This is a genomic window from Streptomyces sp. KM273126 (genome assembly GCF_004337435.2).
GTDB lineage: Bacteria > Actinomycetota > Actinomycetes > Streptomycetales > Streptomycetaceae > Streptomyces > Streptomyces acidicola.
Genome location: NZ_SJXB02000001.1, coordinates 5726785 through 5741117, shown reverse-complemented (window position 1 = coordinate 5741117; position 14333 = coordinate 5726785). Strand labels below are relative to the sequence as shown.

The following is a 14333-nucleotide window of genomic DNA, read 5'->3' as shown; positions in this document are numbered from 1 at the left end:
GTGAGCACCGGTGCGACGCGCGCACGCACGGTCCGCGCGAGCGAATCCGCAGGAGCGAATCCTCTGGAGCGACCCGGTGACGCACGAGCAGACATCCACAGCAGGTACACATCACCAACTCCGGGCCGCGTGGGACAGCCGGCAGCGCGACGCATGCCGTACCCCACCCACCGCCGAAATGACGAGGAGCCACCCATGAGCGAGACAGACGAGCGCCGCCAAGAGCACCCTCCTCCGGACCGCGCTCCGCAGCGGCTGCTGCTGGTCTGTCCCTCGCCGCGTCTGGCACACGAGGCCGTCGCGGCGGGATTCGACGTACGGGTACTCGCCGACGCGCACCAACCCCACGACGGCACCCTGCCTCCCGTGCCGGTGGACCTCGTCGACTTCACGGACGACGCCGCGGTGACCCGGGCGATCGAGGCGTCGGTACGGCAGTACGGCAGTGAGCGGCTGCTGGCCTTCGCGGGCGCGGCCGAACTGCCCGCCGTCACGGAGTCCGCAGCCCGGCTGGGGGTGTGCCCCAACCCACCCGACGCGGCACGCCTGTTGGGTGAGCCCACGGCGATGCGTGCCCTGCTCAACGGCAGCCGGCACTCGTATGTGGCGGCCGCCCGGGCCCGCACCGCGCAGGAACTGCCCGACGCCGTCGAAGAGATCGGCGCCCCGGTCACCGTACGCCCGCTGGCGCCGCTCTCCCAGGACTCCGTCCTCCGTCCGGTGGGAACGCCCGGTGAGCACTCCTACCTGGTGGAGGAGTACCTGCAGGGGCCGGAGTTCGGCGTCGTCTCGCTCACGGTCGACGGAATGCACCGGGTGGTGGGCATCGTGGCACTGAGCGGTGCCTGGCCCGCGCGCAGCACTTGTCTGTTCCCGGCGTCCCTCGGGGAACGCGACGAGGCAGAGGCACGCGCGATCACGACGGAGTTGCTCGACCTCGCCGGGTACGAGTTCGGTTTCGCCTACACCGTGGTCGTGCTCACGGCGAACGGGCCGCGAGTGGTGCGTTCCCAGGCCCGGTACCCGGACGAACCCGTGGCCTCGCTGATCGGACTCGCGACGGGCTTCTGCGCGGAGGCGGAGCTCGTCCAGGCTCTGGCCGGGAAACCCGTGCAGCCGCCCTCGGCCGGCCGTTGTGCGGCCGTGGTCTTCTACAGGCTGCCGGCAGGACGGCTGTTGTCGGTGTGGGGGCTGGAAGCGGTGTCGGAGCTGCCCGGGGTGCACAGGGTGCACTTCCCGTACGCCTCAGGAGATGACATACCGCGTGCCGGGCACGGCCAGGAGGGCTACGTCATGCTGACCGCGGCGTCGGCCCACGAGGCCGCGCAGACCGTCGCCGCGGCGGAGCGACTGCTGCACGCCGAGGTGAGTCCGCGATCGGAGCCCCTCTGACAGCTCGCCCGCACCTGGGCCCACGCAGACCGCCCGCACGGACACCGCATGTCCCCGCGGGCGGTCTGCGTAGGCACCGATCGGGTTCCCGAGCCGTTCCCCGCCGCTCCCTGTCGGCCGGTAACGGAAGCGGAACAGTGCGGGAGCGCTCGGCGCGACCTTCTTCCTGTCAGCACCGCAGACCGACGACAGAAGGCAGGCAGGCATCATGAGCAGCAAGGTCATCGGCACGACGACGGGCTTCCTCGCTTCCGCCGCGCTCACCCTGGCGCTCGCAGCCGGCCTCGCCACCGGGACATCCAACGCGGTTCCCACCTCGGACGAGGGCCCGAACTACATCTCAAGCCTCACGCTCGCCTGGGACGAGGGCCCGAACGTCATCACGGCCGGGACGTACGGCGACGAAGGCCCCAACGTCATCACCACCGACACGTACGGCGACGAAGGACCCAACATCATCACCACCAACACGAACGGCGACGAAGGACCCAACATCATCACCACCAACACGAACGACGACGAAGGACCCAACATCATCACCACCAACACGAACGACGACGAAGGACCCAACATCATCACCACCAACACGAACGACGACGAAGGACCCAACATCATCACCACCAACACGAACGACGACGAAGGACCGAACAACGTCAGCGTCGCTGTCTGACCGGGGGCCCCGCACCGGCCCCTCACGGTCCACGGTCCCCCCTCCTGCCGATGCCCGCCGCCCATCACGGCGGGCATCGGCACGTGGCGTTGGTGCCGGTGCGCGGAGGCCGTCGGTCTCAGCGGCGGAAACGGCCGGGGATCCCCATGGCCAGGAAGGCGGCCTCCGCGGCGGCGCCCTGCTCGGCGGCCCTCTCTACGTCGTCCAGCGCGGTCAGGGCGGCCGCCATGCCGTCCAGGGCGTACGCCTCTTCCACACGGTGGCCCAGCCGTGCCGCCGAGCCATGGGCCTGCCGGTGCAGGCTCAGCGCACGCTGGTGGTCGCCGTTGCGGTGGAAGACACGCCCGGCGGTGTTCCAGACCGTGGCCTCCCGTACCGGAGCGTCCTCCAGGCCCTTGGTGGCGAGGGCCTCCTCCGCCCACTGGAGCGCCCGTTCCCGCCGTCCGTGCCGGCTCTCGACGTCTGCGGAGAGGATGAGCTGAAGCGCCCGCTCGGCCGGGGGGAGAACGCCGGGAGCCCGCTCGCGGGCCTGCGCGAGGGTCGTTGCGGCGGCCTCGACGTCGCCCATCGCCAACTGGATCTGAGCGAGATCGCTCAGCCCCACGAGTTCCTTCTCCACCGCGCCGAGTTCGCGGGCGAGTTCCACCGAGCGGGTCGCGGCCCGCACCGCCTCGTCGAAGTCGCCGCGCTCCATGTGGACGCCGCTGATGTTCGACAGCGACTCCGCCTCGGCTCGCTCGGCGCCGAGTTCGCGTTTGAGAGCGATCGACTGTTCCAGCCGGGGCAGTGCCTCGTCGAAACGGCCCGTCGTGGCGAGCAGCAGGCCGAGGACGCCGGTGTCCTTGGCCTGTCCGCGCCGGTCGCCGAGGTCGACGGCGAGCCCGTGGGCCTCCACCGCCGCCGCTATGCCGTCCTCGAACCGTCCGCGTTTCCAGCAGGCCACCGACAGGTTGGACAGGCTCAGCCGCAGCAGCACGGGCTCGTCCAGTCGGCGGGCCGCGGCGACAGCGGTGCGGCACAGCTCGAGGAATTCGTCGAGCCTGCCCCGCAGGTCCAGGTGGAACACGACGTTCGCCGCGAGCAGGGCGACCTCGCGGTCGAAACCCCGCCGGAAGGCCAGAGTGATCGCCGCGAGCAGGCCGTCCTGTTCGCGTTCGAACCAGTCGCGGGCGGCTTCCGCTCCCGCCAGCGGCGCCAGCTCCGGCCGGAAGGACGACTCCGGGCGCGCCATCCGTACCCTGCCCGGGAAGAGCAGGTCGCAGGCGGCGTCCGAGGCCGCCAGGGAGAACTCCAGCAGCCGGCACACCGCGCCCGCCGCCTCGTCGCTGAACTCACCGGTACCGCCGGAGCTCCGGGCCCGCGACAGCACGTGGGCGAAGCTGCGGACGAGGTCGTGGAAGGCGTAGCGGCCCGGCTCGTGCTGCTGTACGAGATGCATGTCCAGGAGGTACTCCAGCACCTCCTCCGAGTCCCGCACCCCCGTGTCCAGCAGGGCGGCAGCCGTGTAGACGTCGAGGTCGGCGCCCGGGTACTGGCCCAGAAGCCGGAACGCCTTGCGGTATCCGGCGTCCAGCCCCTCGTAGGAGAGCCGCAGTGTCACTTCCACGCTGCGTTCGCCGGCACTTAGTTCCGCGAGACGGTGGGTGTCGTCGCGCAGCCGGTCGACGAGGTAACGCACGGTCCAGCGGGGGCGTTTGCGCAGCCGGGCCGCGGCGATGCGCAGGGCGAGCGGCAGGTGCCCGCTGAGGTCGGCCAGTTCGGCGACGGCCTCCGTCTCCGCCTGGGCCCGGCGCTCCCCGATGACGCTGACGATCAGGGCGATGCTGTCCTGGGGTGCCATGGTGCCCAGGGAGACGGAGTGCGCCGCGTCGAGGTCCACCAGCAGGGCGCGGCTGGTGACCAGGACGACCGTGCCGGTCGGTGAGGCGAGCAGTGGTTTCACCTGTCCCTCGTCGACGACGTTGTCGAGGAGGAGGATCATCCGGTGCCGGGTCATGGTGGAGCGCCATAACGCGATGCGGCCCTCGGAGTCGTCGGGAATGCGCTCACCCGGCACCCCGAGCATCCGCAGCAACGCCTCGGCGGCGGCGGCCGGGCTGAGCGGTTCCTCGCCCGGGGTGTAGCCGCGCAGGTCGAGGTGGAGCTGGGCGTCGGGATACCGGTCGGCGAGGCGGTGCGCGGCACGGACGGCGAGGGAGGTCTTGCCGCTGCCGCCCATCCCGTCGATCGCGACGATGAGCGGTCCGGAGCCGGTGGAGTCCTCGACAAAGCCGATGAGTTTGTTCAGTTCCTCCTCACGGCCGGTGAAGTCGTGCAGGTCGTAGGGCAGGGTGGAGCGGCTGTCCGCCACCACCGGCGGTGCGGTCGGGGCCGTGGCGGGGACGGCCAGCGCGGGATCGTTGCACAGGATGGCCTGGTGCAGGTCGCGCAGGGCGTCGCCGGGCTCGATGCCGAGTTCCTCGTCGAGTACGGTGCGGATCGTGCCGTACTCGGCGAGTGCCTCGGCCTGGCGGCCCGAGCGGTACAGGGCAAGCATGAGCTGACCGCGCAGGGTTTCGCGCAGGGGACTCCTGCCGATGGCCTCGCGGATCTCGGCGACCAGTTCGGAGGCCTCTCCGGCCTCCAGCCTGAGGTCGAAGAGCTGCTCGACGGCGGTGAAGCGCCGTTCCTCCAGGGCGGCGGAGGCGGCCTCGACGACCGCGCCACCGTTTCCGGAGAGCACCGGTCCTCGCCACAGAGCGATGGCCTCACGCAGCAGCGCGGCGGCGTCCGCGGACTGGCCGGCGGCCGCGTGTTCCCGGGCCCTGCGCAACGCCTCGGTGAACTGCAGCAGGTCGAGCTGTTCGGATCCGACGGCGGCCCGGTAACCGGGCCCGTCGGTGACGATCAGGTCCCGTCCGCCGGGGATGCGCTGACGCAACTCGGCGACAGCCTTGCGCACCTGGTGGGCCGCGGTCGCGGGGGCGTCCACGTCCCAGACGGCCTCGACGAGCCGGTGCACCGGAAGGACGCGCTGTGGCTCAAGAAGCAGGGTCACAAGGACGCGTTCGCTGACGGGCCCGCCGAGTTGCACACGCTCGTCCCCGTCCCAACACTCGACGGAGCCGAGGATCCGAAGGCGTATCGGCGCGCCATGAGGCATTGGACATGTCCTCTCTCCGGTTCCGGGGGCGGCCGCCCCCGCAACCGCGCGCCTGCACGAGACGTCCGCACGGCGGAACCGGCTACGGCCGTCCAGGTGCTTCACCTCATGCAGGGCACGGCACGGGACGGCCGTCAGCGACGGTCACATTCTGACCCACGATGTGCACTGACCGTCGCGACTTGGCGGGTCTTCATAGGATGCGGGGCGGCGCGCGTCAGGTATCGGACACGTGTTCCTCGTGCCCCGCGCCGGTTCCGGCCCGTGCGGCGAGCGGAGGACCCGGGGGCGCGGACGACCTCCCGTCCGGCGTCTGCGAGGGCCCACCGGCGGTGGCCGGGTTCGGTGCCGGCACAGGGACCAGTCCCCCCGTAGGGCCCGACGCCGCTGGAGCAGCACTGGTCACTTTGCGTTGTCACTCACCCGCCCCGACAGGCCGTGCCGTCCCTCCGCGAAAGCAAACAGGCACGCCCTCTCGCGCACACACTGGCCGTTCGGGCACGGGGTGACTGCCTGATGACCGTGGGGAGCCCGATTGGCGCGAAGGCGCTGCTGCCGGGCGAAGGCCGTCCGGTGCCAGCGTCACCGACGCGGACGCCACGACCCAGGCCGTGGAGCGCGCCGGCGGCACCGACGCCTGGCATCGCGGTCGATGCCCGGCGCGGTTCCCGTCCCCGTGTCGTACCCGATCGGGCCTCCGGGTGTGGCCTCGGGCGCCCGGAGGGGAAGCCCCCGCACGGCCCGGCCCGCACCACGGGCTTCTCGCGCGGACACGGTCGGTGGCCGACAGCACCGTGCCGTCGGCCACCGACCGTGTCCGCCTGCGTTTGCGTCAGCGGCTCTCCGCGAGCACGGAACGAGCCCGCTCCGGCGGCTCCACGCCGTCCGCCGGCACCTCGCCGGGCTCGTCGGCGAGTGTTCCGCCGCGGCCCCAGTGGTCCTGCTCCACATCCCGCACGAGGACGGTCACAGCCTCCCTGGGGCACCCCGCGATGCGCACGAGAGTCGAAGTCAGCTCATGGACGAGATCGGCTCGTTTCTGTCGGTCGTTGCCTTTCCACCAGTCCACCGTCACCACCGGCACGGCTGTCTCCTCACTTTTCGGGGGAACGAGGCCCCGGTCACCGGGAACTGGTCGACTCGACACGCCAACTCCGCGGACCAGGACGTCTCGACTGTCCCGGAACCCGTTCCCGTTCCGTTCCCGTCCAGGTGTGAGGAGCATCCGCGCGCGACCGCGGAGTCGGTCAGGCCTCGCTCACCAGGTCGAGGCCGCCCTCGGAGGTCGACGTGGGAGCGATCTCCGGAACGGGCCACTTCCCGTCCTGCGGCAGAGGCAGGGACACGTCCCGCCACCACGGATGCGTCGGGAGCGGCCGGGTCGAGCCCGGCCGTCGACGACAGGGCTCTCATGGCGGTCGGCCTGGCCGGCACCGGCTGGAGCTTCGCCTTCGACGGCGACCCTGCCCCGTTCAACCGGCAGCGGTTCGTCTCCCCGGCCGCGGCCGCCAGCGCGGGCACCCGCGCGGTGGTGGTGTGGAGCCGTCTGAGGACGTGGCGCAGGGAGCCGTTGTTCCACCTTTCGGTGGCGCGAGACGGGGCCGAACAATACGGATTCACGTACGCGGACCAAGAGATCCGCCGGAACGGGGAGATACCACGGGTGCTGGACCCGAGCCGGTTCCTCGGTGAGCTGGAGGACGGCGCCGGGGCGGAACGGTCGCTACTGGAAGCGGCGACCGCGGAGTTCGGTGCCTCTCTGCCACGTCACGCAATCGTGAACGGGCGGCTGCACACGTTGGCCACCCGCCCCCGGCGGAGCCCCGTCGTCTCACGAAATGCCCCTATGACGAGGGTGTTCGGATGTGGTTCGGATGTGGTTCGGATCCCTGCACATGGGGGTGGGAGAGGGATGTGGAGTTCGAGACGTCCCAGGTCAAGCTGTGCTCTCGGCAGCATCCGGGCACAACGCGACGTGCCCGTAGCGTACGGCTCGGGCCTCGACATCAGGGCTGCCGTCAGGTGCTCGGTCAGTAACCTGTCCCGGCTGATTCCGACCGCAGCACGAAGCCGACCTGTTTCCGAAGGAACCGTTGCGGCAGGCTGAAGTCAGGTGTATGTCCTGGTCAACGGCTTGGGCGTGGGGATTGTAGCGTTGCCGGTCGCGGCGCTAATTCCGCTTTCGCCTGGGGATCTCCAGGTTGGCGAGGTACTTGCGACCGGTCCAGGCCGTGTTCGCCGAGCCCGCTGGATTGAGTGGGCGTGGCGAGGTCGCGTCGGCGGTCTCGTCGTTGCCGGCGTCGTCGTGCTCGACCAGGAAGTGGTGGTGGGCGGGGTAGTCGGCCGCCGGTACAGCGCGACCGCTCGGAGTGGGCCGGGGCCCCGCCACGGCGGCCCCGGCCCAAGGTTCGAATCGTCAGCGGCGCGACGGGAATTCCACCGCCTGCTGATACATCGGCCTGTTCTGCCGGCTGACCGACCCGTGGGTGATACCGCCGAGCGCCCGGTGGATGATCGCGTCCGCACGCCACTGGTTCCCGGCCGCGCAGTTGTCGTCGCCCGAGTAGACCTCGGCCGCCGGGGCGGCCGCCGCGCTCTTGAGGGTGGTGAGGAGGAGGTCACGGCAGGCGGTCAACTCGCCGTACCCGCAGTAGGTGTCGGAGGTCGGGGACGCCACCGGGTCACCGAGCAGTTGCCTGAGATCCTTGTCGACGTATCCGCACCAACCGTACTGGAACGCGGAGCCGCTGCCCGCCCGTCGGACCTCGACTCGCGGCCGGGGACTCGTCGATCGGGATCGAGGCGGTGAGCACCTCGCAGAGATCGGCACCGAGGGCCGGCCGGAACTCCGCCTCGACCAGCCGTGGCCACCAGGCATCCATGACGCGTATGGCCGCGGCCTCGGCGTAGGTGCACGATCCCCGCGCGGTCTCCACGCGCTTGTTGCCGGTGTTGTCACTCGTCCGAGCCCGCCCGCTTCAACTCGCCTATCGTGTCGTGCGATTGTCTCGTGCAGCTGTACGGCAACACGGCCGATCGTCCCGACCGGTGCGCCGGTAACCGTCGGATATGACGGACACGGAGTGGGCAGCCGTGCGGCCGTCGTTGCCGGTGCCGACGTGGCTTCAGGAGCGGAGCGGACGGCCCCGGGGGCTGCTGTCATCGGCAATTGCTGGACGCGATCCGTTACCTGGTCGCGGGCGGGATCTCGTGGCGGGGCGCCGCCTGCGGACTTCCCTGGCTTGGGCCGGGCTTACGCCTTCTTCCGGCGCCGGCGCGAGCATGGGCTGATCGCCGAGTTCCACGACCGGCTGTGCGGGAAGGTCCGTGAGCACGAGGCCGCGAGGCCGAGCCCACGGCGGGGACCATCGACGCACGGTCGGTGCGGGCCGCCGCGACGGCGCTGGCCGCCTCACGCGGCTACGACGGCGGGAAGAAGGTGCCGGGCCCCAAACGGCACATCATGACCGACACCCTGGGTCTGCTCCTGGACGCGACCAACCACCTGTGCATCCGCCACCAGTTGGGCGTCCTCGGCCTACGGCGCCGCCCGTCGGCGGCCTGCCTCCCCGCCCTGCACGAGTGCGAGATCGTGGCCTGCGGCGCACCCGAAGTCCTCCGGGCACGCGAGTGTCCTGCCCTCTCGCCGCCGAGCGTCAGGAGAGGGGAACCACGCCCACAGCGCTTGGTGGCGCTGACACCGTTGAGCCGCTGGAAGGCCCCGGACCCCCGAGGGTCCGCCGATCTCCCGCAGGACCATGCCGACCGTTGACCTGCATTCCCCAACTCGCGTGTAATGACTCGGAGTTGCGATGAGTCACGTGGGGAAGTCATGAAGAGTTCGCGCACGCTTCTCGGTATTCGGTCGCGGCGGCGGAAAGCTCGGAGAGCTCACTCGGCGCTTCCGAACAAGTCGGGCGCCAACCATGCGATGGGAGACGACCAACGATGTTCACTCTGGTACGGAGCAGAGTGCGGACCGCCGCGCTCGCGCTCTCGGCCGTCGCGGCCCTCGCCTTCGGCACGACCGCCACGACCGGCGCGGCGGCGGCTCCCGCTCCCGCCAAGCAGGGGCCGACCTCGGTGGCCTACATCGAGGTGAACAACAACAGCATGCTCAACGCAGGCAAGTACACGCTCGCCGACGGTGGCGGCAACGTCTTCGACGTCGCCGTGATCTTCGCGGCGAACATCAACTACGACACGAGCACGAAGGCGGCGTATCTGTACTTCAACGAGAACGTGCAGCGCGTCCTCGACAACGCCGCCACGGAGATACGGCCGTTGCAGCAGCAGGGCATCAAGGTCGTGCTCTCGGTGCTCGGCAACCACCAAGGCGCGGGGTTCGCCAACTTCACGTCTCAGCAGGCAGCTTCGGCATTCGCGAAGCAGATGTCGGACGCCGTGGACAAGTACGGGCTCGACGGCATCGACTTCGACGACGAATACGCCGAGTACGGCAACAACGGCACCGCCCAGCCCAACGACAGCTCGTTCGTGCACCTGGTGACGGCACTGCGCGCGAACATGCCGGACAAGATCATCAGCCTCTACAACATCGGCCCGGCCGCCTCGCGCCTGTCCTACGGCGGCGTCGACGTCTCCACCAAGTTCGACTACGCCTGGAACCCGTACTACGGCACCTGGCAGGTCCCCGGCATCGCACTGCCCAAGTCGAAGCTGTCACCGGCGGCCGTCGAGATCGGCCGGACCTCACAGAGCACGGCCGCCAATCTCGCCCGTCGCACCGTCAGCGAGGGATACGGCGTCTATCTGACGTACAACCTCGACGGCACCGATCGCAGCGCCGACGTCTCCGCGTTCACCAGGGAGCTGTACGGCCGTGACGCCGTCCACACGCCGTAAGGCACCCGCACGGACCGCGCCCTCGACAACGATGTCAGCGGCGCGGTCACCCGCGGGCGGTCCCCCCGGCACTCGAATACGCGCAGCTCAACGGGCCATTTCTCGGCTTCGAACTTGCCCTCGGCCCGGCGACCGAGGTTTCGCCCAACGCGCGGGATCGTGAGGGACGCCAGGTCGTGGAACGTTCCTCCAGTGCTCCCGGCGCCCTTCCTTCTCAGATCCTTGGCGTGAGCCGCCGCAGCACGACCACGCGCGATCCGTTCCTGTAAGAGCACCACCGGTCTCGACGACCGGTGCAGTGGCCGACTGGACGCGATCGTCGCCGCCTGCCTGGAGAGTGAAACCGTAGGGCAGGACAGCCGCCGCATACAGGCTGTCTGCTCGACCGGATGCATGAAGGGGCACAGGTCGAGCGGCCAGAAGAAATCAGAAAGCGGCAGGTCAGGCTCCCGTTACGACCGGTTCGAGGGTCGCCACGCACTCCACGTGATACGTCGTCGGAATCAGCTCGACCACCGCCACGCCACCCTGCACGACCACTCGCGACAGCACAACTGGCCATTGCCTTCACCGAGGAGGCCCCGGGCACTCCGACCCAGCTCCATCCATCGAGTGCCGGACAACGTCAGCTCTCATTCACCTCGTGCCGCAGGCGCCTTCCAGCCGTCTTGAATCCGTTGATGTCGCCGTGTCCCGTTGTACGTCCTGATCAAGAGCCGACGATCCGAGTCCGGACCACGGCACGCGAGGCACCTCGCGAAACAGGCAAGGGCGTGAACTGCTGCGGCAAAGTCCGACGCCCTTTCCGAGGCGGTCCGTCGATGCCCCTCATCACACGCTCCCGCTCCCGGCACGACATCTCGCTCAGCATCCCCACAATCTCAACAAGATCGTCCATCGGCCGCGTCACCGCACACCGCTCACCGCTCACCGCTCACCGGCAAGATCAACATCGGGATGACTGACCTCCGCGGACGTGATCTGCGACCCTACGGGGCGCTGCCACGGACGCGCGACAGGCGCCGAAACCGCCCGCCACCACGGATCGACAGGGAGGGCACCCGCAGGCTCGAAGGGCTCACCAGGACGGGGAAACGCAACCGCCTGCCCAACCTCCTCAGCAGCATCCCTCGTCCACTCCCCCGGCTCCGCCCACGCATGCGGCGCCAGATTGAAAGTGCCCCAGTGGATCGGCAGCAGCACACCATGCGGCTTGAGCCCCTGCAGGTCAAAGTGGGCTTCCACCCCCTCAGCGGGCGTCATGTGAATGTCCGGCCAGAACTCGCTGTACGCGCCGATCTGGATCATGGTGGCGTCGAAGGGGCCGTGCTCGGCGCCGATGTCCCTGAAGCCCTCGAAGTACCCGGTGTCACCGCTGTGGTAAATCCGGTGCGTCTCGCCCGCGACGGCCCAGGAGGCCCAGAGCGTGTGCTGGGCGTTGCGCAGGCCGCGGCCGCAGAAGTGGCGGGCCGGGGTGGCCGTCAGGGTGAGGCCGCCGATCTTCGTCGACTCGGTCCAGTCCAGCTCTCGTATCCGCGTCTCGGAGACGCCCCAGTGCTCCAGGTGGGCGCCGACGCCGAGGGGCACCGCGAACAGCGTGTCCGAGCCGACCAGGGCCTTGATGGTGGGCAGGTCGAGGTGGTCGTAGTGGTCATGGGAGATCACGACCACGTCGACCGGGCCGAGCGCGGCCAGCGGCAGCGGCACCGGGTGCAGCCGCTTGGGACCGGCGAAGGCGAACGGGGAGCAACGCTCACCCCAGACGGGATCGAAGAGCACGCGGTGACCGTCGATCTCGGCGAGCACGCTGGAGTGCCCCATCCAGGTCAGCCGCAGCCCGCTCGCCGGCGGCCGGGCCAGGTCGGCCAGGGTGGTGGCATGCACCGGCACAGAGCCGACGGGGGCACGGAGGGCGCGCTCCTCCTTGCGGAGATAGCGCTTCGCCATGTCGAGCACGGCGCCACCCGCCGGGCGCACACGCGTACCCTCCGGGTTCACGAACGCGCCGTTCGCGAAATTCGGCGACCTGCGGATCCGCTCCAGGCGCGCACCGCCTGGATCCGCGCCGAAGGCGGCGGGCCGCAGCCCGCGCAGCCCGGAACTCGTGGAACGGAAACCCGACACGGTCACCTCCTGGTGATGTCACTGAGGCATTCCATTATGGGCCGCCCCTCCGACAACGCCGGGCCCGCGGTGCCGCAGCGGGGATGCCACACTGCCCCGTACTGGCCCGTGATTCAGTAACTGCCGTCGGCTCACACCCCCGAGGAGACCCGATGCACGCCCCTCTCATGTCGCTCACCTGGACCGACCACATCACCGGCCGCCGCGGCTTCCTCGTCGTGGACCGGCTGGTGCGCGGAGTCGCCAGCGGCGGACTGCGGATGCGGCCGGGCTGCACGCCCGAGGAGGTCGAGGGGCTGGCCCGGGGCATGACCCTGAAGGAGGCACTGCACTACGACCCCGAGGGGCACCCGGAGAGCCGCTACATCCCGCTGGGCGGGGCGAAGGGCGGCATCGACTGCGACCCCCGCGACCCGGAGGCGTACGGCCTGCTGGTCCGCTACCTCCGTGCGATGCGCCCGTACGTCGAGAGTTTCTGGACCACGGGTGAGGACCTCGGCCTCACCCAGGACCTGGTGGACCGGGCCGCCGCCGAGGCGGGACTCGTTTCGTCGATCCAGGCCGTGTACCCGCTGCTCGACGACGAGACGGTGGCCCGGCGGCGGCTCGCGGACGCCTTCGCGCTGCGGGTCGACGGCATCGGGCTGGACGAGCTGGTCGGCGGCTGCGGGGTCGCCGAGTCGGTGCTGACCGCCCTCGACCGGGCGGGCGTGCCGTACGCCGGGACACGGGTCGCCCTGCAGGGGCTGGGCACCATGGGCGGGGCCACGGCGCGCTTCCTCACGCGCGCGGGACTCACGGTAGTGGCCGTCGCCGACATCAAGGGCACGATCAGCAACCCACAGGGGCTCGACGTGGAGGTGCTGCTCGCCGCCCGTGACGCGTACGGGACGGTCGACCGCGCGGTGCTGCGCCCCGACGACCGGGAGCTTCCGGGTGAGGCCTGGCTTTCGTCCGACGTGGAGGTACTGGTGCCCGCGGCGGTCTCGTACGCGATCGACAGCGCGAACCAGGCACGGATCACGGCGCACTGGATCGCCGAGGCCGCCAACATGCCGGTCCTGCCCGAGGCCGAGGAAGTGCTCTCCGCGCGCGGGGTCACCGTTCTGCCGGACGTCGTGGTCAACTCCGCGACGAACGCCTGGTGGTGGTGGACGCTGTTCGGGGACGTCGGGGCGGACGCGGAGGAGGCGTTCGCCCATGTCCGCCGCTCGATGCGCGCCCTCGTCGACCGGACGCTGGTGCGCGCCGAGGCCGACGGAACGACTCCGCGTACGGCCGCCCACGCCCTCGCCGCCGACCGGTTGCCGGTGATCGCGGAGCGGTTCGGCTGGTACCGGTGACGACCGGTGACGACCGGCGCACTCGTCTACGGGCGCGGATCAGGTACGTATCGCGTACGGATTAGGGTTGCCGCGTGAGCAGAGTGCGGTTGAGCGTGGCGGAGCGGCGTGAGGAGTTGCTGCGGGCCGCGGTCGGGCAGATCGAGGTGCGGGGCGTGACGGCGGTTCGGATCGCCGACGTGGCCTCGGCCCTCGGGGTGAGCAACGCGCTGGTGCTCTACCACTTCTCGACCAAGGAGAAGCTGGTGGCCGAGGCGTTCACGTACGCCGCCGAGGACGATCTCGCCCATCTGCGCAAGCTGCTGGGCCGTCGGACGACCGCGCTGCGGCGGCTGCGGGCGGCCGTGCGCTGGTATGCGCCGACCGGGCAGGCCAAGGGCTGGCGGCTGTGGATCGAGGGCTGGGCGGCGGCACTGCGCGAGCCCGTGCTGCGAGAGGTGACGCGCGGCCTCGACCGGCGGTGGAAGGCCGCGATCACCGAGGTCATCACGGAGGGCGTGGCGGCCGGCGAGTTCCAGTGCCCCGACCCGGCCACCGCCGCCCTCCGTCTCACCGCCCTGCTGGACGGTCTCGCCGTCCAGACCACCGCCTACGAGGGCGCCGTCTCCCGCACCCGCACCCTGGAGTGGGCCGACGAGGCCCTCGCCCGCGAACTGGGCCTCACGCGCGAGGCGTTGACGGCGTCGAGGGGCTGAGCCCCTGCAGCTGAGCCCGGGCACACGGAGCAAGCCGGGCCGTCGGGCCCAGAGACCACTTCCTCGCCCCCTCTCCCAGCCGTCCGCTCGCCGTCGCGGCC

At 70.6% G+C, this 14333-nt stretch carries 10 protein-coding genes and 2 pseudogenes; 7 read left to right on the top strand and 5 right to left on the bottom strand.

The features are described from left to right. Positions 1-195: 195 nt before the first annotated feature. The gene (locus E0500_RS24470; protein ID WP_131564755.1) at positions 196-1392 is read left to right on the top strand and encodes a hypothetical protein; all 1197 of its coding nucleotides are present in this window, start codon (positions 196-198) and stop codon (positions 1390-1392) included. Between the two features lie 208 nt (positions 1393-1600). Next, a complete protein-coding gene (locus E0500_RS24465) occupies positions 1601-2062 on the top strand; it encodes a hypothetical protein (RefSeq protein WP_181587117.1) in 462 nt (153 codons plus the stop codon). A gap of 118 nt (positions 2063-2180) precedes the next feature. Here E0500_RS24465 and E0500_RS24460 read toward each other — a convergent pair whose 3' ends face one another. Next, entirely contained in the window at positions 2181-5204 is a 3024-nt protein-coding gene (locus tag E0500_RS24460; protein WP_131564759.1) for a BTAD domain-containing putative transcriptional regulator, read from the bottom strand. A gap of 832 nt (positions 5205-6036) precedes the next feature. After that, positions 6037-6288 carry a 4-oxalocrotonate tautomerase family protein gene (locus tag E0500_RS45040; RefSeq protein ID WP_131564761.1) on the bottom strand — a complete coding sequence of 84 codons (252 nt, stop codon included), beginning with the start codon at positions 6286-6288 and terminating at the stop codon, positions 6037-6039. Between the two features lie 312 nt (positions 6289-6600). Here E0500_RS45040 and E0500_RS44120 point away from each other — a divergent pair. Further along, positions 6601-7029, top strand: a pseudogene (locus E0500_RS44120) (SMI1/KNR4 family protein); the annotation flags it as partial. A 345-nt stretch (positions 7030-7374) separates the two neighbouring features. Here E0500_RS44120 and E0500_RS24450 read toward each other — a convergent pair. Then, positions 7375-7593 carry a hypothetical protein gene (locus E0500_RS24450; protein WP_131564763.1) on the bottom strand — a complete coding sequence of 73 codons (219 nt, stop codon included), beginning with the start codon at positions 7591-7593 and terminating at the stop codon, positions 7375-7377. Between the two features lie 27 nt (positions 7594-7620). Further along, positions 7621-8152: pseudogene (locus tag E0500_RS44115) on the bottom strand (penicillin acylase family protein); the annotation flags it as partial. Positions 8153-8586: 434 nt separating this feature from the next. On the opposite strand from E0500_RS44115, the gene E0500_RS44110 reads away from it, so the two are divergent. Next, on the top strand, positions 8587-8976 hold the full coding sequence (locus E0500_RS44110) for a hypothetical protein (RefSeq protein ID WP_258572919.1): 390 nt from the start codon (positions 8587-8589) through the stop codon (positions 8974-8976). A gap of 176 nt (positions 8977-9152) precedes the next feature. After that, positions 9153-10070 (top strand): endo-beta-N-acetylglucosaminidase H, encoded by a 918-nt coding sequence (locus E0500_RS24435; RefSeq protein ID WP_131564767.1) that lies wholly within the window; start codon positions 9153-9155, stop codon positions 10068-10070. 927 nt (positions 10071-10997) lie between these two features. On the opposite strand, the gene E0500_RS24430 is transcribed toward E0500_RS24435, so the two are convergent. After that, positions 10998-12194, bottom strand: a complete 1197-nt coding sequence (locus tag E0500_RS24430) for an MBL fold metallo-hydrolase (protein ID WP_131564769.1) — start codon at positions 12192-12194, stop codon at positions 10998-11000. Between the two features lie 152 nt (positions 12195-12346). Here E0500_RS24430 and E0500_RS24425 point away from each other — a divergent pair, with 152 nt between their 5' ends. Both E0500_RS24425 and E0500_RS24420 read left to right on the top strand, forming a co-directional pair. Continuing rightward, positions 12347-13537 carry a glutamate dehydrogenase gene (locus E0500_RS24425; protein ID WP_131564771.1) on the top strand — a complete coding sequence of 397 codons (1191 nt, stop codon included), beginning with the start codon at positions 12347-12349 and terminating at the stop codon, positions 13535-13537. A gap of 74 nt (positions 13538-13611) precedes the next feature. Further along, complete coding sequence (locus tag E0500_RS24420; RefSeq protein WP_309505129.1) at positions 13612-14232, top strand: TetR family transcriptional regulator C-terminal domain-containing protein; 621 nt, start codon at positions 13612-13614, stop codon at positions 14230-14232. The last annotated feature ends 101 nt before the right edge of the window (positions 14233-14333 follow it).

Bases quoted from the DNA above. Each gene is read 5' to 3' on its own strand.
- E0500_RS24470 (WP_131564755.1), top strand. From the start codon at position 196: ATGAGCGAGACAGACGAGCGCCGCCAAGAGCACCCTCCTCCGGACCGC.
- E0500_RS24465 (WP_181587117.1), top strand. From the start codon at position 1,601: ATGAGCAGCAAGGTCATCGGCACGACGACGGGCTTCCTCGCTTCCGCC.
- E0500_RS24460 (WP_131564759.1), bottom strand. From the start codon at position 5,204: ATGCCTCATGGCGCGCCGATACGCCTTCGGATCCTCGGCTCCGTCGAG.
- E0500_RS24435 (WP_131564767.1), top strand. From the start codon at position 9,153: ATGTTCACTCTGGTACGGAGCAGAGTGCGGACCGCCGCGCTCGCGCTC.
- E0500_RS24425 (WP_131564771.1), top strand. From the start codon at position 12,347: ATGCACGCCCCTCTCATGTCGCTCACCTGGACCGACCACATCACCGGC.